Source organism: Anaerococcoides asporogena (assembly GCF_029590275.1).
In the GTDB taxonomy this organism is placed as follows: Bacteria; Bacillota; Clostridia; order Clostridiales; family Clostridiaceae; genus JG1575.
This window is the reverse complement of record NZ_CP120965.1, coordinates 2553787-2572165: the sequence shown is the minus strand read 5'-3', so window position 1 is coordinate 2572165 and position 18379 is coordinate 2553787. Positions and strand designations below refer to the sequence as shown.

Annotated in this window: 15 protein-coding genes and 1 tRNA gene; 13 read left to right on the top strand and 3 right to left on the bottom strand. The window is 48.7% G+C overall.

What is annotated here, in order from left to right; genetic code table 11:
• Positions 1-153: 153 nt before the first annotated feature.
• Together P6M73_RS11830 and P6M73_RS11825 are read right to left on the bottom strand one after the other, a co-directional pair.
• Entirely contained in the window at positions 154-5025 is a 4872-nt protein-coding gene (locus P6M73_RS11830; RefSeq protein WP_277853254.1) for a DNRLRE domain-containing protein, read from the bottom strand.
• Positions 4931-5797: a hypothetical protein gene (locus tag P6M73_RS11825; protein WP_277853253.1), complete on the bottom strand. Its 867-nt coding sequence runs from the start codon at positions 5795-5797 to the stop codon at positions 4931-4933. Before P6M73_RS11825 ends, P6M73_RS11830 begins: the two co-directional genes overlap by 95 nt.
• 1106 nt (positions 5798-6903) lie before the next feature.
• On the opposite strand from P6M73_RS11825, the gene P6M73_RS11820 reads away from it, so the two are divergent.
• The 9 genes from P6M73_RS11820 (at position 6904) to proC (ending at position 15090) form a co-directional block, all read left to right on the top strand.
• A complete protein-coding gene (locus tag P6M73_RS11820; RefSeq protein WP_277853252.1) occupies positions 6904-7254 on the top strand; it encodes a hypothetical protein in 351 nt (116 codons plus the stop codon).
• Complete coding sequence (locus P6M73_RS11815) at positions 7247-8197, top strand: DUF4097 family beta strand repeat-containing protein (RefSeq protein WP_277853251.1); 951 nt, start codon at positions 7247-7249, stop codon at positions 8195-8197. The genes P6M73_RS11820 and P6M73_RS11815 overlap by 8 nt, the downstream gene beginning before the upstream one ends.
• A 229-nt stretch (positions 8198-8426) precedes the next feature.
• The gene (locus tag P6M73_RS11810) at positions 8427-8603 is read left to right on the top strand and encodes a ferredoxin (protein ID WP_277853250.1); all 177 of its coding nucleotides are present in this window, start codon (positions 8427-8429) and stop codon (positions 8601-8603) included.
• A 196-nt stretch (positions 8604-8799) separates the two neighbouring features.
• Positions 8800-10047: an O-antigen ligase family protein gene (locus P6M73_RS11805; protein WP_277853249.1), complete on the top strand. Its 1248-nt coding sequence runs from the start codon at positions 8800-8802 to the stop codon at positions 10045-10047.
• A 136-nt stretch (positions 10048-10183) separates the two neighbouring features.
• Positions 10184-10666, top strand: a complete 483-nt coding sequence (locus P6M73_RS11800; protein ID WP_277853248.1) for a ferritin family protein — start codon at positions 10184-10186, stop codon at positions 10664-10666.
• A 426-nt stretch (positions 10667-11092) separates the two neighbouring features.
• Positions 11093-11725, top strand: a complete 633-nt coding sequence (locus P6M73_RS11795; RefSeq protein WP_277853247.1) for a GyrI-like domain-containing protein — start codon at positions 11093-11095, stop codon at positions 11723-11725.
• Positions 11726-11794: 69 nt separating this feature from the next.
• Entirely contained in the window at positions 11795-12244 is a 450-nt protein-coding gene (locus tag P6M73_RS11790; RefSeq protein WP_277853246.1) for a VOC family protein, read from the top strand.
• 268 nt (positions 12245-12512) lie between these two features.
• Positions 12513-14294 carry a M3 family oligoendopeptidase gene (locus P6M73_RS11785; RefSeq protein WP_277853245.1) on the top strand — a complete coding sequence of 594 codons (1782 nt, stop codon included), beginning with the start codon at positions 12513-12515 and terminating at the stop codon, positions 14292-14294.
• Positions 14295-14298: 4 nt separating this feature from the next.
• Complete coding sequence (proC, locus tag P6M73_RS11780) at positions 14299-15090, top strand: pyrroline-5-carboxylate reductase (RefSeq protein ID WP_277853244.1); 792 nt, start codon at positions 14299-14301, stop codon at positions 15088-15090.
• A 71-nt stretch (positions 15091-15161) separates the two neighbouring features.
• Here the strand turns inward: proC and P6M73_RS11775 are convergent, their stop codons facing one another.
• A complete protein-coding gene (locus P6M73_RS11775) occupies positions 15162-15914 on the bottom strand; it encodes a hypothetical protein (RefSeq protein ID WP_277853243.1) in 753 nt (250 codons plus the stop codon).
• A 115-nt stretch (positions 15915-16029) separates the two neighbouring features.
• Between P6M73_RS11775 and P6M73_RS11770 the strand changes: the two genes are divergently transcribed.
• The 4 genes from P6M73_RS11770 to P6M73_RS11755 all read left to right on the top strand — a co-directional run bounded on the left by P6M73_RS11770 (position 16030) and on the right by P6M73_RS11755 (position 18367).
• Positions 16030-16293 carry a hypothetical protein gene (locus tag P6M73_RS11770; protein ID WP_277853242.1) on the top strand — a complete coding sequence of 88 codons (264 nt, stop codon included), beginning with the start codon at positions 16030-16032 and terminating at the stop codon, positions 16291-16293.
• 57 nt (positions 16294-16350) lie between these two features.
• A tRNA-Leu gene (locus P6M73_RS11765) sits at positions 16351-16437 on the top strand.
• A gap of 434 nt (positions 16438-16871) precedes the next feature.
• Positions 16872-17717, top strand: coding sequence for a cobyric acid synthase (locus P6M73_RS11760; protein ID WP_277853241.1), 846 nt, complete (start codon positions 16872-16874; stop codon positions 17715-17717).
• Entirely contained in the window at positions 17714-18367 is a 654-nt protein-coding gene (locus P6M73_RS11755) for a Dph6-related ATP pyrophosphatase (protein ID WP_277853240.1), read from the top strand. Before P6M73_RS11760 ends, P6M73_RS11755 begins: the two co-directional genes overlap by 4 nt.
• Positions 18368-18379 lie beyond the last annotated feature (12 nt).

Below are 18379 nucleotides of genomic sequence, written 5' to 3'. Positions count from 1 at the left end.
TTCAGTGGCTAGAAGTAGGGAAGTATATATGATTATCCCTATATTGGTATCCTGGAAATTGCCTTAGATAAATTAAAACGAGTTTTAAAATAAATAAAAACTCGTTTTAATTTATCGTTTTAATGACTTGTATTATTAAGTCATTTGTTTATTCTACCAGAATTTTTTCGGTTTCCCAAAGTTCCACGGGTATAAACTTCGATGAATTTTTTTAGCTGCTTTTCCTTTACCCCAGTGTGCGTGCAAACCATGTGTGAAGTCTAAATCTAGCCTGACCCTACTTTTTACATGTGAAATAATAGTTCCTCCGCTTTTTTTACTGGGATTTTTATATAAAGCTTCGAATTTCTTTCCGATTTTAAACCCGTAACCTCCATTCCCATTAAAAATGGCTTTTGAAAGTACTTTTGATGCAAATGTTTCGCCTGCTGCCCCAACACCACCCCACATAAAACCGTTTATCGCACCATCAATAGCACCACTTATGATTCCCTTCTTGCCATTTTTTACTAGGCCAGATAATCCGCCAACCACTGAGCCAAGAACGGCAGAATGCCCAGCCACTTGTAGAGCTCCTAACATTGCTGGGGCTGCTAAACCACCACTTGCAGCGGTTATTACACCTGTTGCTACAATGGCAACTGCCCCTATGGTAATTTTTGCCCAATTAGGAATTTTCCAATTTCCTGTATTATCAAAATTATTAACTGGATTATTACTACAATAGGTAAAAAGATTTTTACTCAATTCTTCATGGTGGTCGTTTACAATCTCAGCTCTATCTGCATTTATGAATCGACCGCTCTCAGGATTGTAGTATCGACTTTGGAGATAATATAGTCCAGTCTGGGTATCATAATGGTATGCGCGATAGCGATACGGGTTCTTTGCACCAAGTGTAGTTGCCATAGACCCGGTGGTGCTCATGAGCTTACCCCAGCTGTCGTAGGTGTAGCTGACAACAGTGGCGCCTGTGGCATCAGCAAGTCCTGTCACATCCCCTTGGAGGTTCGTGAGATAGAAGAACTCACTGCCGTTATAGGTCATGGAGAAGGGCGCCCCACTTCCGTCATAGGTGTAGTGGATCGTCTCAGTTCCTGTGGTTTCAAAGGCTACTTTTCCGTCTAGGTAGATGTATTTGGTCGAAATACCATTGACACTTTTCTCCGTGCGCAGGCCGCTGGAGTTGTACTTGAAGCTTAAGCTGGTGTCGTTTTTATACAGGGTCTTAAGCTGGCGGCCTTCTTCCCAGGTATAGGTCCAGCCGTCAAAGCTTAAGGGGTTGCCAATGGCATCATAGGTTATGGCTTTGCCGTCAAAGCTGGTCAGTTTGTCTTTCCAGTTGGTATCGGCATACCCATAGGAGATGGTTTTGTCAGGGGTTCCTAAGGGATCCGTAGTGCAGGCGTATTCCTTCTTCTCCAGGAGATTGCCGCCGGCATCATAGCGATAGGTGATCGTCTTGTTTATTACTTCATTGTCTTCCCGGACTAGTTCACTTAATTCGTTGTAGGTATAAGTGATGAGCTTGCCGGCAGAGTTAATGGTCTTGATGTTGCCGTTATCATCATAGGTATAACTTATCGTCTTGTCCGGATCCGTGACCGTCTCGACCAAGTTGCTGGTACTGCCGTTAGTTCCCGCTTTGTAAGTGTAACTGGTAATCGCATTTGTTGATCCTGCCTCAAGCGTGATTGTGACCAGGCGACCCAGGCTGTCATAGGTACGGGTCATCGATCCACCGGCATTAGTCAATTTAGTTAGCTTGCCGTCCTTATCATAGGTGTAGGCGGTGTTGTAGCTTTTCTCGCCAAAGCTCTCCGTGATCTGGGTCGCTTGTCCGTTTGGGTCAAAGCCCATGCTGAGGCTGCTGCTGTCACTGACCGTTTCTTTAACCAGACGATCGGACATGTCATAGAAGTAGCGATGAGATAGGTTGTTTACCGCATCGTACTCATAGCCGACGTTTCCTGAAGCATCATACTCATAACGGAACTTAGTTTCATAGCTTCCCGTACCACTATTATATACCTTATAGGCTTTCACCTGATCCAGAGGATCATACTCTACTAATGTTTTATGGCCGTTGCCAAACTCCGTGGTGGTCAGATTTCCACGCGAGTCGTACTTGTAGCCGACCAGGCTCTGGCTGCCGACTTTAACCCCAGTGGCTCGACCGAAAACATCCTTCGTGAAGGAGTAAGAGAAGCCATTGTGGTTAATGCCTGACAGGTCATCCCCATCATAGGTGTAACCTACTGCCACTGTTTGACCGTCCACTTGCTTGGACACACCTTTAAGCTGGTCGGTAGCATCATCATAAGTATAGGTCGTGGTTTTTCCAGCTGCGTCGGTGAGACTTTTCAACAAGCCATTGACGGTATTGTAATCATAGGTGATGACCTTGCCCAAAGGATCGGTCATGGTATTGATGAAATTGCCGTCCTCGGTATAGCTTGAATGACTTTCAATAAAGGGAGTCGTTCCAGTTTTTGTCTTTGTGACATTACCATATTGGTCATAGGTGAAACTGGTATTCTCGCCTTCTGTTGTTTTTACTCCCGTCACCTGATGATTATCATCATAAGATGCCGTGGTGGTATTCTTCAAAGGATCGGTCACAGTGGTGAGATCATCATTTGTGGTATATCCGTATTCTGATGTGTTGCCCGAGAGATCAGTTGAGGGGGTCAGATTACCGGTAGTTTCATCATAAATAGTTGATTCTCCAAAGGTTTCCTTGTAGAGCTGCAGCCCGTCAAAATAACCGGTGTTTAAGTTTTTGTAGTACATGAGGAAAAGATCCACAGAGGTATATGGCTTCTCGGCCACGGCTTCTTCGGCCAGATACTGCCAGTCTTTGGTCTCTTCGTTGAAATGGATGGTTTTCCACGTCGTGGTGCCATCCGTGTTATTGATTCCAAGGCACAGAGAGAAATGGCGGTAAGGTTCCACCGGCAATGAGTCCGATCTTCCCCAGCCGGCAAAGACGAAGGTGTCACCTTTACCACCGCTGACCTTGACATTTTGCGCGATAGCATGATTCTGTGTTGAATCACCCTTGATGGGATACACCTGGTCACTTAAGGATGTGGGGTGAGCCGGATCGGAAGTTGTGATCACCGCTGCATCGGTTGAGTCATCCTGCCAGGAGATCCAACCTAATCCCTTATAGCTGAAGTCCCCGTTTTCGATTAAGTTGTAACGGTTGGACAGAGTGCCTTCCTCCAGCTGGATGTTATCGACCAGAAGATTTCCTGTGGTTGCCCGGATTCCAATGCCAAGGTATACCGTGGTGGAAGCGGCATCAGAGGGCAGTGTGAAGGTGAATTCTCTCCGTTCCCAATCCGTGCTGGTACCTGATAAAAAGGGGCTGTACTGATAGCTGGCTGTGCCCGCACTATTGGTGTACTGAATTCGCAGGTAGGCCCCTGTAGAAGCGCCGGATGCGAGCTCTGTTGGCTTCATCCAAGCAGACAATGTGTAGGTTTTGCCTTTTTCCAGGGTTTGGCTCTGAGTGATTTGGTGGAGACCATCAGGGTTGGTCTTGGAAATCAGTTTGGAATAGGATCCCATAAGCGGCATAGTACTGATTTTTTCAACTTGGCCGATTGAGCCATTCACTGCATTGGATGACCAGTCGGTATCGCGTTCCAATCCGGGATTTCGGATGAGGTTGATGACCGTGCGCTGCAATTTTGAGGATAGGGTCAGTTTGTTCGAGTTGCCTGCGCCTTTACTGTTGTACTCGGAGAACGAGGCGGAACCTTCCTGATCCCGGATCGAAATGGTTTTTCCCATATTGTTGAACTGATAGATGTTTGTACGACCGGTACCATCCGTTAATTTCGTGTTGTTTAATCCATAAACCAGGCTGATGGAAGTTCCCAGCGTCCCATTGGTCCCAACTTCGGTTATTTTGGACGTTTTATAGGGTTTGACTGAAGTATAGGAAAGATTCAAACCATAGCTGTCAAAGTTGCGAACCGAAGTCAGATATCCGCTGGTTGAGTCATAGGTATAAAGGGAAGACTTCCCATCAGGATAAGTGATCTTGGTTAAGCGGTTATTGGTATAGTGATAGGTTGTTTCTTTCCCATCCGGTGCTTTGATTGTGGTGAGTTGACCGGCAGTTGAGTAAATAAACTTCGTAGCTCTTCCGGCTCCATCGGTTACTTGAGTTACTTGTCCGTTGGCACCGGTTTCGATGTGAATAGTGTTGCCATTGGCATCGGCGATTTTAGACAGCAGCCCATGGACCGAGTCATAACGGAAGATCAGCTGATTGCCACTTTTATCTTCCAGTTTAAATTGTTCTTCCGGTTTGCTGGTATTAATCGTCAGTTCCCACTGATCGTCATTTTCTTCTAGCCATTTCCCATCCCTTTGGTTGAAATAATGGGCTGTTCCGTCCTCATCGTAATATCGATAATAGGTCTCCCCTCCAAAGATCATCTTTTTAATGGTCTGGCTGTAGTTAAGCCGCCATCCCAAGCCATATTTTGCATCTGTGGATTTCGTGTTGCCAAATACATGGCTGACCGGGGCTGGCAGGTGGCTGCCTGAAGCTGCGGTATCCGGATGAATGAGAGTCAGTGCGCCGGTGAAGTAGTTGACGTGAACACTTCCTGCCCGCCCGGCTGATGCAGTCTGATAATCCCAGTAAGGCTCCAGGCCATCATTGTTCACGTAAGCCATGGTAATATATGGCCGAGTTTTCCCGCTGAGTGTGGTACCCCCGGAATAGAAGGTAGCGAACTTCCCTGTTTCATCAGCATTTTTTAGCATGACGCCATAGTTTTTACCTGAACTATACCAATCCCGTACCATTTGGGTTACATCAAAGGAAACTTCCTCATCCGCCTTGGCGAATCGATCATATTCCCCAATCAGGCTTTCGTGGGTTGGTATATTATTCCAGGTAATGGTCTCATCGCTCCAGTCTGAAGTTACCCGATGAAGATAGATCTCGCTGGAAGAGGCTAGTTCGTACTTGCGTACCTGTAAGTTCAGGTTGGCATCCACCACGACATCCGATGGGTCCAGGCTCGGGAAGATTGAACTTTACGTAGACCCGGCAAAGGCTGTCCGGTGTATCGGAGGAACCAATGGAGAGATAATCGGTGGTGGTAAAATTCTTATCCGGAGCCAGGCGCGAGACATGGGTATCCTGGATATCCGAAGTGAGGGAAGACGTCCGCAGCGGCGGATCGATGACCACCGGATAGACGCGCTCAGGCGAAGACAGCCACGCCGGGTCCACCGACACGGTGACTTCGATCTTGCCGTTGCCCAGATCCTTCAGGGACAGAGCAGCTTCTGATGCTTCATCCTTGCCGTCATATACAAAGGGAGCAGTCAGAGCCCAGATTTCCTTCGAAGAATCGTTCAGATCATAAAACACAATCCTTGAATCTATTTTCTTCGCGATCAAGTTAGACAGTTGATAGGTGAAGACATAGCTGGTCGGGAGTCCCGCCTGTTTTAAAATCAGATTTTCTTTCACGACAGAGCCGGAAACCACATATTCCAGATCCGTGGCGGGCAGGATGTCTCCATAGCGGACCGAAGAGTGAACACCTGGCAAATCCCAAGCTTGATCGGAGGATGGGGAAGCAGACTCAACCTTTTTAACCGCCGAATCCTTTGCCCCCGAGAGGGACCACTTGAGGCTATAGTTGCCCTTATGAAGCATGCCAAGAAAGTTTGCCTTGGTATTCTTGGCAAACTTCACATAGAAGTCATTGGCCATGTTGGCGATGGTTTCAGTCCCATCAACCGTACTTTCTTGCTTCATTGTGTTATCAATGTTTTTCCACTGTTCGCCATCACGATAGTGGACGGCATCCTCATACAGCGCAATAAAATTAATGCCATCCTTATTTCGGAAGGTCTTGGAGTTTTGGCTGCGTAGTGATGAGATTTCTACAAGTTCCGTTTCATCAATGCTGTCAGCTAGTCCAAGTTCTTCCTCTGAAGGAGGGGCGGATCGTTCGGAAGCAGGCTGTGGTGAAGCCTGAACGGTTTGAAACGAAATTCCCGTAAATGCTGTCAGAAAGATCGCAAAGGATAATAGAATAGATAAGAACGATGAGATCGATGGATCATAAAATAGTACTCCCCTTAATCACTACTTTGTGATTTGAACAATAGGATATCCGTACACATCAAAACCAGATTTCTTGATAAAAAAAGAACGAGCCTCCTCTGGGAATAAGTGTATCTTAAGTGTGTAATTATTAATAGATTTAACGTTCATAAATCGATTTAAATTGCGTTATTTATTAAAATAATCTGCAATATTTGAATATAATACCAGAGCTTGTATCAAGGGGTACAAGTTATTAACGGATTATGAAAGAAAGATTTAAAGATACTCCCAGTATGATATTTAGGTTCATTTTGGAAATGAGAGATTGGATAAAAATCCACATTCAACTGCGGATTATCTGTCGAGGTAAAATTATAATATAAAGACAGAAAAGTTGTTGAGAACCGATACGATTTTCATTCTTTTCCCTTCTTTATACCGAAAGGGCTATGTGTACCCAATGACATTCGGTATTATGGCTTTACCTCCCATAGTATAGAACAAACCTACTGACGTCATATGAAGTGTGTGAGAGCTTCATATGACTCTTTTTTTATGCGCTTACCGCCACGACTGGAAACTGTAAAGAAAAGAGTCTCATTGCGAGACTCTTAATTTTTTCTGATTTCGTCAGAAATTCGTCAGAAATTATAGATAGACATAGGTATATGCTGGTAGGCTATTTTATTGAGAACTGTTCAAAATAGCCATTTTCATAGCTTGAGGTTACTGCTGGTAGGTCCATTTTTTTAATTTTAGGTTAATTAACCATTGGTACATTTGAAATAAACAATAGGACAAGGGTGGTACAGATGAAAAAAACGTTCATGACCCAGCTTATTGTGTTGATTATCGTACTCACGGTGGGACTTCCTGTAGTGGTGGGGCTTGGCATATTTTTACTGACCGGACTGCTTCTGCTTTTCGGAGCGCTGGTGATGGCAATCGGGGTGACATCTGCTCCGGTTATCGCGCAGATTGAGCCGGCAGTAGCCACTTTGATCCAGGGAATCCCTTCTGAATCCATCATATTTTTTGGAATCGGGATCACAGCGCTTACGCTGGTGTTCTTTATTCTGTTTATATTTGGAGTGACCCTCGTCATTCGATTTGTGATTGATATGATTCGTCGGATGATCGGAGTGGAGGTACGACATGGGTAAAACAATGAAGCTTTTTCTGGTGCTTGCGCTGCTCGTAAGCCTGGTTGGTTTTGCCATGAGCGTGATTTCAGCACAACAGGCCGGTTTGTCCGTTGCCGATCTGGCACGGATGGTGGAAATGAATCTGAAAAAACTGAACATTGACATAGTGGTTCCTGAATACAGCAGCGTGGAGCAAACCATGACGGTAACACCCAAAGGCGAAGTGCACAATATTGTCCTCAAGTCGTCCTTTGCGGATATTGCCGTTGAATCCGGCGAGGAATTCCAAGTCCGGCTTCAGGGAAATGTCACCAATGAGCTGGACGATTTACTGTCCTGGCGGCAGTCGGATGATACACTCTATCTGGATGTCGCTGCAGTCATCAAGGAAAATCCTACTGCGACAGGCTTATATGCTCTGGTCACCCTGCCGGCGAAACAATTTCGTGAGTTCGAGCTGGCAACTGTCTCAGGTTCGGTTCAGATTACCGGAATTGAGGCCGATCGGATCCAGATGGAATCCAAGTCCGGTAATTTGAATATCTACGATTCCACTCTGACAGAAGCAGTAATCAAGACAACTTCAGGGGATATTCTGATTCTCAATGATGATCCCATGGAGTTCCAGTGTCGGACCGACAGTGGCTCCATCGATATTATGGGAGAGGATTTATCTGGATCCCTCAAGACGAAATCCGGCTCAATCAGCCTTAATTTCGGCGATCTGACGAATGATCTTGTGCTGACCACGGATTCCGGTCATATGGAGATTTACTACAGAGGTTCTGATCTGGCATACCGCTTTACGAGTGAATCCGGCGATGTCCGGGTGCATCAGGATGATGCGGAGCTGGAAGCATCGGGTACTGCGGGAGAAGGGCAGCATTCCATCAGAGGGAGCAGCCAGTCCGGTTCAGTCACCTTCGAGTTCATTGAGGAAGATCTGATGATTCGTGAGTAATCCATCGGAAAGCCAGTTTTCCTGATGCCTCAATGGTTCAGGAAGTTCGAAATCAAAGGCGCCGGCAGTTTCCGCTTCAGATGCAGTCCAGACACTTAAGATGCATTTTCAATTCTGCTTGACAGGATTCCAGAAAACGATATTATTTATATTGTATCCAGGGGAATCCTTTACGAAGCGGTTTCTGATGTTATAATGGATATGTAAAAAAAACACGGGGGTGTATTATATGAATCCAGTAGTTGATAAAGACTTATGTATCGGTTGCGGCCTTTGCCCAAGCATTGCTCCTGAAATCTTCGAAATGGAAGACGACGGAAAAGCAGTTGCTCTGGTTGCTGAAACTTCAGATCCAGCCGCTCAGGAAGCAGCTGACAGCTGCCCAGTCGGAGCAATCCTGCTCTAAGACCGGCTCGAGGAATTTAACGATCGAAGGGTTTGACACGAAAGTGATCAGACCCTTTCTTTATGTTCAGGAATATGAACCAAGGCAGAGATATGACCCTGGCGGCAGCTCGGAGGACCTGGGATCATGGATCCGCTTTCGTGCAATTTGACTAGACACAGGCCGGGACTTAGAATGGAATGACTGAGGTGATCAAATGACTTATACCTTAAGATCAAGGAATTACATAGATACATACAGCCGTCCCGCCATGTTCAGCCTGCTGCTGATTTTTGTGGTCGGATCTCTCCTGCTGGAATACGGTGAGTCGATCCTGCTGGGATGCAGTGTGCTGGTTTTGTACGGCATTTACTTATATTTATATGCCCCGGCCCGACAGCGTCTGGTCGAAGGCCTGCGTGACGCCAGATACAGCAGAACGACCCTCGCCATGGTGTTTATCCCACTATGGTCATTTATTTCCGCCATCTGGTCGGAAGCCAGGCTCGATACGCTGGGCAACAGCCTGATGTATTTTTACCTGCTGATTCTATATCTGGCCATGAAATACGAGTTTAACGAGGATCATTACCGAAAACGGCTGTTCCAGGCATTTACACTGGCCATCGCCGGAACGATGGGTTACCTGGTCTGGCAGTATGCCTCGGCTTATGTCAGGCACGAGGCCATTGTGCGCGACCGCTTCATTTCAACCATAGAAAATTCGAACAATCTCGGCATCATTGCCATGATGTTTTTTCTGATCTGCGCTTCGTTGGTGCGCAGTGCCGTGGGTTGGAAAAGCCGCTTTCTGTATGGTGTTCTGGCCCTGTTCAGCCTGGCTGGAATCCTGACTTCGCAGTCCCGCTCAAGCATTGTGGTGATCGGCGTGATGCTGATCTATATCATCTGGAAATATAATCCCAAGTATATTCTGGTGCTGGCACTCCTGGCGATGGTGGTGGTGGTCACCCCCACGCTGCAGCAGCGGGTGCTGGATATTTTCTCCTACGAACAGAATGTTCAGCGGGTCAAAGTATGGCATGTCGCTTCCATGCTGTTTCGGGAAAACCCGTTCTTCGGAGTGGGCGCCAACGCCTTTCGGGTGGGCTATGTCCGAATTTTTGAAGCAAATCCCCAGATGTTCAACAATTATGACATCAAAGTTCTGTGGCATGCCCACAACATGTTTCTGCGCTTTGCCGCAGAACAGGGCATTCCGGGACTGGCTTCGCTGTTCCTCCTGATTGGCGGTTCGGTCCGGATGATGCGTTCCATCACCAAGGCTCAGGTTTACCGCGCCAGCCGATCTTTTTTAATGGATGGTGTATATCTGGCCATCATCGCATTCTATCTGGGTAATATTCTGGACAGCTACTGGATGTCGCCCAAACCGCTGTTTGTGTTCTACTTCATCCTGGGACTGGCCGGAGGATATGCCCGGCATCATCGCCTCTCATCCTGATCAGCTCTGCTCCTGCATCGGATAGGCAATGAACCCGCCAGCGTGCTCTGGTAACCGAATTAACGAAACCGTTACTAAGTTTGCGGCGGATTTACGCTATAATGAGGTTGTAATACTTTACATAAGGAGCGATCAAATGGAAAACCAGAAAAATCTTGAGATCATCAAGCAGGCCATCCTGAACGAAGTAGAAGGTTATCAGTTTTATAAGATGTATTCGGAAAAGGTAACCAGCCCCGAAGTGAAGAAAACCTTCCTGGATATCGCCAATGAAGAGCTGGAGCATATTGAGTACCTGAAAAAGCTGATGTCCAACTCCAGAGAAGATAACCTGAAAATGGCTGAGATGGAAGTGCCCGCACCGGGAATCTTTAAGTTCTCCAATCTGACCCCCGCAGAACTGTCTCTCGCACTGGCTGCTTTCTCTATCGCCACCAAGATGGAGGATGACTCTCAGAAATTTTACGCAAAGGCAGCCGCCGATGCCCAGACCGACGAAGAAAAAGTGTTATTCAACAAACTTCAGGAGTGGGAGATTTCACATCGGGATGCCTTCGATGCAAAATACCAGGAACTGAAAGAAGACTGGTGGGCTGACAATGCCTTCGCCCCATTCTAAAACGGAAAGCAGACTGATCCTTGACGGATCGGTCTGTTTTTTTAAGTGAAAATAAAACGTGAACAACACTCTTTTCACAACTGGGTCAGGCTTTTTTTCATATACTTAAATCAAAGGATTTCCTCCGAATTTTTTTCTCGTGCATAGGGTCCCGCCTCCTGGCAATCCGATCGCTGAGGAAAGTCCGGATTACAGGACTTGAGAAGCCTGTATCGAACTGAATACGGATCCGGCCGGAACCGGTGTGAAGGCAATGGCTGAAAGCCGATGCCGAGGGATCAGTACTATGTTCAGGTGGGATCGTTCGGCGGGATCCCTTCACTCAGGTTGTCTGATTGGGAATCTCATCCCATTCGATTCGTGAATAGCAAGATCCAGAGTTGCGCTCTCTGGAAGAGGACGCTGTGACCTTAAGGAGGAATATAAGTGGCTTATGATTTTAAGAAAGAGCAAAAGGAGTTGTATCAGCCAAAGACAAAACCTGTGATTGTGGACGTTCCGCCCATGCGATTCTTGATGATGGACGGTCAGGGAAATCCAAACACCAGTGCAGACTACCAGAACAGCCTGAATGTCCTGTATGGCCTGTCCTATACCATCAAGATGACCAAAGACTGGCCCGGCTGGTTTGAATACGTCGTGCCACCCCTGGAGGGCCTCTGGCGGGTGAACGATCAACTGTTTACCGGACCGGATTCCATACCGCTGAACAAAGCGGATCTGATATGGACTGCCATGATCCGCCAGCCGGAATTTGTGACAGAGGCCGTTCTGACGGGAGCATTGGACATTCTGCGGCGGAAGAAACCGGAGTTGGATCCGACTGGCGTAAGACTGGAAGAGTATCACGAAGGCCTGTGTGTTCAAGTCCTGCACATCGGATCCTATGACGCGGAACCGGAAACGATTCGGGCCATGGATCGATTTGCCGCCGAATCGGGCTATGAGATCGATATGTCAGGGGAGCGCAGGCATCATGAGATATACTTGAGTGATCCCAGAAGAACAGCTCAGGGCAAGCTCAAAACGGTGCTGCGCCATCCCATCCGGCTGAAGTAATCCGGCAAAGCGCGGCTGCAGCTCGAGTGGGAACCGGTGGCATGAAAAAAAGGATAGGAAGGTGAGACCATGACGGGTGTAGAGATCGATCTGGTTGTGCACGACAGTGTGAAAGCCATGAGTTTTTATCAGAAGGTGTTCCGGGCGGAACGCCTGGAAGTGACGAATTTCGAAAGGGGACTCAATGAGGCGGTGTTTGTCTTGTTTGAAACCCGTTTTCATCTGCTGGACGAGAATCCGGAATATGGACTGGTTGCACCGCTGCCGGAGGAAGACAAGCCGTTCTGGGTTAATCTGATGGTGGAAGACCTGGATCGGATTCTTGAAACAGCGCTGGAGAACGGAGCCACACTGATTCAGCCGATTACGCCCATTCCAGAGATCGGTGTGAAAAATGCCAGCTTTATGGATCCATACGGTCATGTCTGGCTGCTGCATCAGCTGCTGGATGAGACGATTTCGGATGATCCGGAAGCGCGCATGGCATTTCTGGAAGAGAAATTCGGCAGAAAATCCTGAGGAATGGCTGACTTTGGCGGCCCGATGAGAAATCACAGCAAATGAAATGGCCAAAGGGAATCTCCTTAAAACGAGCTGGTCCAATCCAGATGAAGGGGCATAGATTGTGAAGTGAAAAGAACACTTTCATCGGAGGGATGATGGAATCAAGACTGGACCGGGAGTACAATGGATGGAAGAGGTCCTGTCGGAGAGACTGACCATCATATGAACTGAATGAGCGGGCGAAGAGATCATGACCGCGCATTCGGGATAGAAAGGATTTGGAATGAAAAGTTTACGATGGAATCTGGATTCGCTGTATCAGGGGTTTGAGACAGATGATTTCAGGGAGGATTTTGATCGCCTTGAAACCGGGTTGAAAGAATTTACCCAGTGGACAAATCTTCGGATGAGTGGCAATGATTCAGCAGTTGAGACGTTGGAGGATTACCTCAGACGTCTGGTGGAAATCAGAAAATTATCTGCCCGGCTGGGTGCATTCAGCCATCTGACGCTGTCGGTGGACTCAAAGAACGAAGCAGCCAAGCAGGCCATGAACCGACTGCAAAATCTTTCCGGTGAGATGACTCAGCTGGAAGTGCGGCTGATCCAGTACTTAAAGGGTCTGTCTGATCTGGAGTCGGTCATGAAGGAAAGCCAGTTCCTGCAGGAACATGAGTTCTTCCTGAAGGAGCATAAGAACAAAGCAGATCATCTTCTTTCTGAAGCGGAGGAAGTTCTGATCAGCAAGCTGAGAAATACCGGGTCTACGGCGTTTGGCCAGCTTCAGGGCGATCTGACGGCCAACCTGCTCATCGAAGTGCCTCTGGACGGGAAGAGCCAGAGCCTGCCGCTGCCGGCGGTGCGAAACCTGGCCTATCACAGTGATGCACAGGTGCGCCGGGAGGCTTACTTCAGCGAACAGAAGGCCTATGCAGCAGTCGAGGAAACATCAGCTGCCGCCCTCAATGCCATAAAAGGCGAAGTCATTACGGTGGCGGAGCTTAAGGGGTATGCCTCTCCGTTGGAGGAGACGCTGGAAGACTCCCGCATGACAGCAGCGGCATTGGATTCACTGCTCGGAGTGATCCGCGAATATCTGCCCTGGTTCCACCGTTACCTCCGGCGCAAAGCAGAACTCCTGGGACATTCTGACGGTCTGCCGTTCTATGATTTATTTGCGCCCATGGGTGAAGTGTCAAGAACCTTTACTTATGATGAGGCGATTGGCTACATCGTCGGAAATTTCCGGAAATTCAGCAGTCGTCTGGCCGGCTATGTCCAAAAGGCCTACGATGAGGAATGGCTGGATGTTGAGCCCCGCATGGGCAAGCGAGGCGGAGCCTTCTGCCTGAATCTTCCAGTCATCAGGGAATCCAGAATTATGTCAAATTTCAATGGTTCCTTCAGCAATATGACGACTCTGGCCCATGAACTGGGACACGGTTATCATGGATTCAATCTGAAGGATGAGTCGATCTTAAATACCTCTTATCCGATGCCAATCGCAGAAACGGCATCGATCTTCAATGAAACCATCGTGGTCAACGCGGCACTTTCTGAATCGTCTGACCAGGAGAAAATTGCGATACTGGAAGCCAGCATCTCGGATGCCACCCAGGTTATCGTGGACATCTATTCCCGGTATCTGTTTGAATCGGATCTGTTCGCGCAGCGTAAGGACCGCACTCTGTCTGCGGACCGGCTCAAGGAGATGATGCTGAACGCTCAGCGGGAAGCTTACGGCGACGGGCTGGACCATAGCCTGCTGCATCCGTACATGTGGGTCAACAAACCGCACTATTACCGTGCCGGACTGTCCTTCTACAACTTCCCCTATGCCTTTGGACTTCTGTTTGCCAAGGGGCTGTACGCCATGTACCTGGAAAAGGGAGAAGACTTCCTGCCGCTCTACGACAAGCTGCTCAATGAAACCGGCCGCAATGATCTGAAGGATCTGACGGCATCAGTGGGGATTGACCTGGAGAATCCTGCCTTCTTCCGTTCCTCCATGGAACTGATCCGGCAGGATATCGAAGAATTCCTCAAGCTCACGGGAAAGGAATGATCAGATGAAAGTTGGTTTTATTGGATTTGGCAATATGGCCTATGCCATGGCCGGAGGAATGATAAAATACGGCGGCTTTGATCCGGCGGATCTAATGGTATCCGCCCGGGACATGGATAAGCTGAAAAGTCGGGCGAATGGACTGAAAATCGCCTGCACCAAGGACAACCGTCAAGTCGCAGCCCAGTCGGAGATTCTGTTTCTGGCCGTTAAACCACACTTTATCAGCCAGGTCATTCAGGAGATTGCCGATGTACTCCGCCCGGAAACCATCGTGGTTTCGGTTGCTGCCGGCATCAGTCTGGCGGAAATGGAGGAGTGTCTGGGAAGACCGGGAAAACTGATCCGAGCTCTGCCAAACACGCCGGTTCTGGTTGGACAGGGAATGACCTTGTATGAAGCCAACGAACAGGTGACACCAGCTGAAGAAGATGCAGTGGTTCAGCTGCTGGAAGGATTTGGCAAAGCCCGTCGAATTGATGAAGCACTGTTTGCGGGCACCGGTTCAATGACCGGTTGCTCACCGGCCTTTCTCTACATGCTCATGGAGGCGATGGGAGATGCCGCGGTCCGTCAGGGTATGACCCGGGAGGCAGCCTATGAACTGGCCGCCCAAACCGTCAAGGGCTCTGCAGAAATGGTCCTGGAGACGAAGCTCCACCCGGGACAGCTCAAAGATATGGTCACCAGTCCGGGCGGAACCACCATCGAAGGGGTAAGAGTTCTGGAACGTCTGGGATTCCGCTCAGCGATCATGGAAGCAATCATCGCTGCCGCTGAAAAAACCAAAAAATAAAGAAATCTCCCTCGCCGCCGGAAAGCGGTTGGGGAGATTTCCATTTCAAGCAACACACAAGCAGCTGTTCATCAGCTTTCTTGCCGTACTTCCTGAACGGTATACTTTTTCTTTCGATTGATGCCGGGAACCTCTGAGTCACCCGATACCACAAAGGCGTGGTGATCATACATATTCAGATCAGGGGAGATTCCGAAATAGACATCTGCCCGAGTCAGCTGATTCCTCTGGTAGGTATACTTCTCATAATGGAGAAACATCAGTTCCGGTTCAGCCTGATCGTATTCGGAAGCAGCATAGGACAAGATTTGTCCGTCGGCTCCGTATATCACTTTGGATACCTTTGTTACTTCTTCCCATCCATGATGGAACGTAACGCCATATTCGACATTTTCGGCCCGGAATATAAATTCCATATCCTCAGGAAGTTCAGGCGGACCCTGAAGCTGAAAGCGGGAGACACAGATTAGCTCCCCAGCTTCATTAAAGCTGTAACGAAAATAATCGTCGGTCGCGGCCTCCGGACCGGGAATCTCGACGCCCTGATTGCAGCCTGCCAGTAAATTAAGCACCGGGCTGGGATTCATGATTCCCCGATGCAGGCATTCTCCGCCCTGGGCATAGGTTGTCGTGGCTGTCCTTTGTCTGGTTTGAACGATAAATTCCGGGAACAGGTGAACATACTGGTCAATCAGGATTCGGAATTCCTCCAGGACAGACTGGAAATTAGCCATCAGAACTTCGTCAGAGTCAGACAGAAATCCATTGATCAGGTTCTGAGCCCCGCTGGTCAGTTTACGGATGGGGTGAATGAATCGTGCCACAATTGTGACCTCCTTCAGGTGTACTCTGAAATCCAAGAATTCGTTGGCTGGAGCAGGATTTGAATTCATCGGATGTCAATCATAACATTACCATGAAAAGCAAAAAAAGGCGAAAATGCATCTTGGCATAGATGCTGAAGCAGGAAAAGAAGCGAACAAGTTTGGATATCGAAAAAGGCTGGATCTCGACATAAGCTGGAAAAACAGGAAGGCAGGTATAGGCGAACACAGCGACAGTCGAACACCGACAGGCGAACACCGACAGGCGAACAAAGAGGTTTCGGGCAAGCACAGCAAAGAAGGCAGAGCCGGCAATCAAAGATTATTGGCGGTAATGGGCGAAGAGGGGCGGATCTGGCCTGCCCGGCTGGGGGGATAACATTTGGAAAAAGTATTTACCTGTGGCTCTAAGGTGTGATACAATAACTTTTGTTAAGCCGCTGTGGCGGAATTGGCAGACGCGCTGGACTCAAAATCCTGTGGTAGCAATATCGTGCCGGTTCGACCCCGGCCAGCGGCACCAGAAGAGCACCGTATCGAAAGGTACTGTGCTTTTGCTTTTTGTGAAATTCATAATGTTTGAACTAAATTGGAATTAGGTATCAAACCGATTCTGATGGATTTCTTTCGTTGGGAATATTATAATCTTCCCGCATTCTCTGATTTGTCACCGGCTGGAGCGGCAACTTGCGTTAAAATGAAAAAGGACGCATCGGGAGGACAGATCTCATCAGTTCAATGGAGATTTGTCTGGCGGACGGATTCGGGATTCGCCGTGATTCAGAGGGAGTGAAAGATCCTTTGCTTTGAACAGCCAGACGGATGAGTTTCCTGAATTTAGGGTGGATTATGGATCCTTTGACAATGGACTGACCCAGCGGGCTTGGCCTGCTCAACCGGAGCTGCCTGATGCGCGCTTGCAGCTGCAAAATCATTCAATCAACGGAGAATAATAAGATGACAAAAAATCTGATGATCCTTGGCACCTCATCCGGTGCGGGGAAATCTACAGTAGTGAGCGGTCTGTGCCGGATTTTCCGACAGGACGGCTTTCAGACCGTGCCTTTTAAATCACAAAATATGTCAAATAACAGCCACGTGCTGCCGGACGGCAGGGAAATGGCGCGGTCCCAGGCCATTGCCGCTTATGCCTGCGGGGTCGAACCCAATGCGGACATGAACCCGATTTTGCTGAAATTTGGGCCGAGCGGTCTGGAGGTCTACGTGCAGGGGAGATTTTCCGGAAAGATGGATTCCTCCACTTACCGCAGGGATCAATCAAGCCTGTGGCAGGCCATTTTGGAATCATACCATCGCCTGGCAGATCCAGCGGACCTGGTCATTCTGGAGGGGGCGGGCAGTCCGGTCGAAATGAATCTGAAGCCAGGCGACCTGGCGAATCTTGATGTAGCCGCACGAGTCCAGGCGCCCTGTTTACTGGTGGCTGACATTGACCGGGGCGGAATGTTCGCTTCTGTCTACGGAACCCTGATGCTTATGACACCGCAGGAACGACGCCTGATTCGGGGCATTATCCTCAATCGGCTGCGAGGCCAGAGCGATTCCTTTGCACAGGTTCGTCAGAGTCTGGAGGAGATTACCGGACTGCCCGTTGTCGGCATGCTGCCTTACGCTGCCATCGCGCTGGAGGATGAAGATTCCCTGATTGACGCCGCAACGGGCGAAAAAGGGGTTCAGACCCATGAGGCGATGGATCAGGAGTTTGACCGGCTGGCTGACCTGTTCCGGGAACATCTGGATCTTGAAGCGATTCGCCGGATTATAGAGGAGGGCGTAGTTTGAAGTTCGCACTCTCCTACAGCGGAGGCAAAGACTCCGTCCTTGCCCTGAAAAAAGCTCTGGATCTGGGTCATGAGCCCGCAGCCCTTCTGACCACCTTTGATGAGGCCAAGGGCAATTCGCACTTTCACCGGATTCCAAGGGAACTGCTGGTTCAGGCAGCAGCAGCATTAAACATTCCGCTCCGACTCATCATAACCGAAGGGGAGCGGTACACCGCAGATTTTGAATTGGCCTTGACCAGGTTGAAACAGGAAGGCGTGAGCATGGTTGTCTTCGGCGACATTGACATTGACGAGCACAGGTCCTGGTGTACACAGCGCTGTGAAAACACCGGACTGGAAGCGTTCTTTCCCTTGTGGCAGATCCCGCGGCATGAGGTAGTCAGCGAGTTCATCGATACGGGCTTTCAGGCTCTGATTACAGCTTTGGATACACAACGGTTGGATGCTTCCTTTTTGGGGCGGGTTCTGTCTCATGAAGTGATTAAAACCATGGCGGTTCAGGGAGTCGATGTCTGCGGCGAAGCCGGAGAATTCCATACTTTCGTTGTGGGCGGTCCGCTGTTTCAAGTTCCGGTGCGCTGGCGGTCCCAGGAGCCCATCGCTTCGGGTCATCATCTGTTTCTGCCTCTGATCAGTCAGGGCGAGTAAAGTTCAGGAGGT

Excerpts from the sequence above, each read along its gene's own strand:
- P6M73_RS11825 (WP_277853253.1), bottom strand. The coding sequence starts at position 5,797 with ATGAAGCAAGAAAGTACGGTTGATGGGACTGAAACCATCGCCAACATG.
- P6M73_RS11820 (WP_277853252.1), top strand. The coding sequence starts at position 6,904 with ATGAAAAAAACGTTCATGACCCAGCTTATTGTGTTGATTATCGTACTC.
- P6M73_RS11815 (WP_277853251.1), top strand. The coding sequence starts at position 7,247 with ATGGGTAAAACAATGAAGCTTTTTCTGGTGCTTGCGCTGCTCGTAAGC.
- P6M73_RS11810 (WP_277853250.1), top strand. The coding sequence starts at position 8,427 with ATGAATCCAGTAGTTGATAAAGACTTATGTATCGGTTGCGGCCTTTGC.
- P6M73_RS11805 (WP_277853249.1), top strand. The coding sequence starts at position 8,800 with ATGACTTATACCTTAAGATCAAGGAATTACATAGATACATACAGCCGT.
- P6M73_RS11800 (WP_277853248.1), top strand. The coding sequence starts at position 10,184 with ATGGAAAACCAGAAAAATCTTGAGATCATCAAGCAGGCCATCCTGAAC.
- P6M73_RS11790 (WP_277853246.1), top strand. The coding sequence starts at position 11,795 with ATGACGGGTGTAGAGATCGATCTGGTTGTGCACGACAGTGTGAAAGCC.
- P6M73_RS11785 (WP_277853245.1), top strand. The coding sequence starts at position 12,513 with ATGAAAAGTTTACGATGGAATCTGGATTCGCTGTATCAGGGGTTTGAG.
- proC (WP_277853244.1), top strand. The coding sequence starts at position 14,299 with ATGAAAGTTGGTTTTATTGGATTTGGCAATATGGCCTATGCCATGGCC.
- P6M73_RS11770 (WP_277853242.1), top strand. The coding sequence starts at position 16,030 with ATGCATCTTGGCATAGATGCTGAAGCAGGAAAAGAAGCGAACAAGTTT.
- P6M73_RS11760 (WP_277853241.1), top strand. The coding sequence starts at position 16,872 with ATGACAAAAAATCTGATGATCCTTGGCACCTCATCCGGTGCGGGGAAA.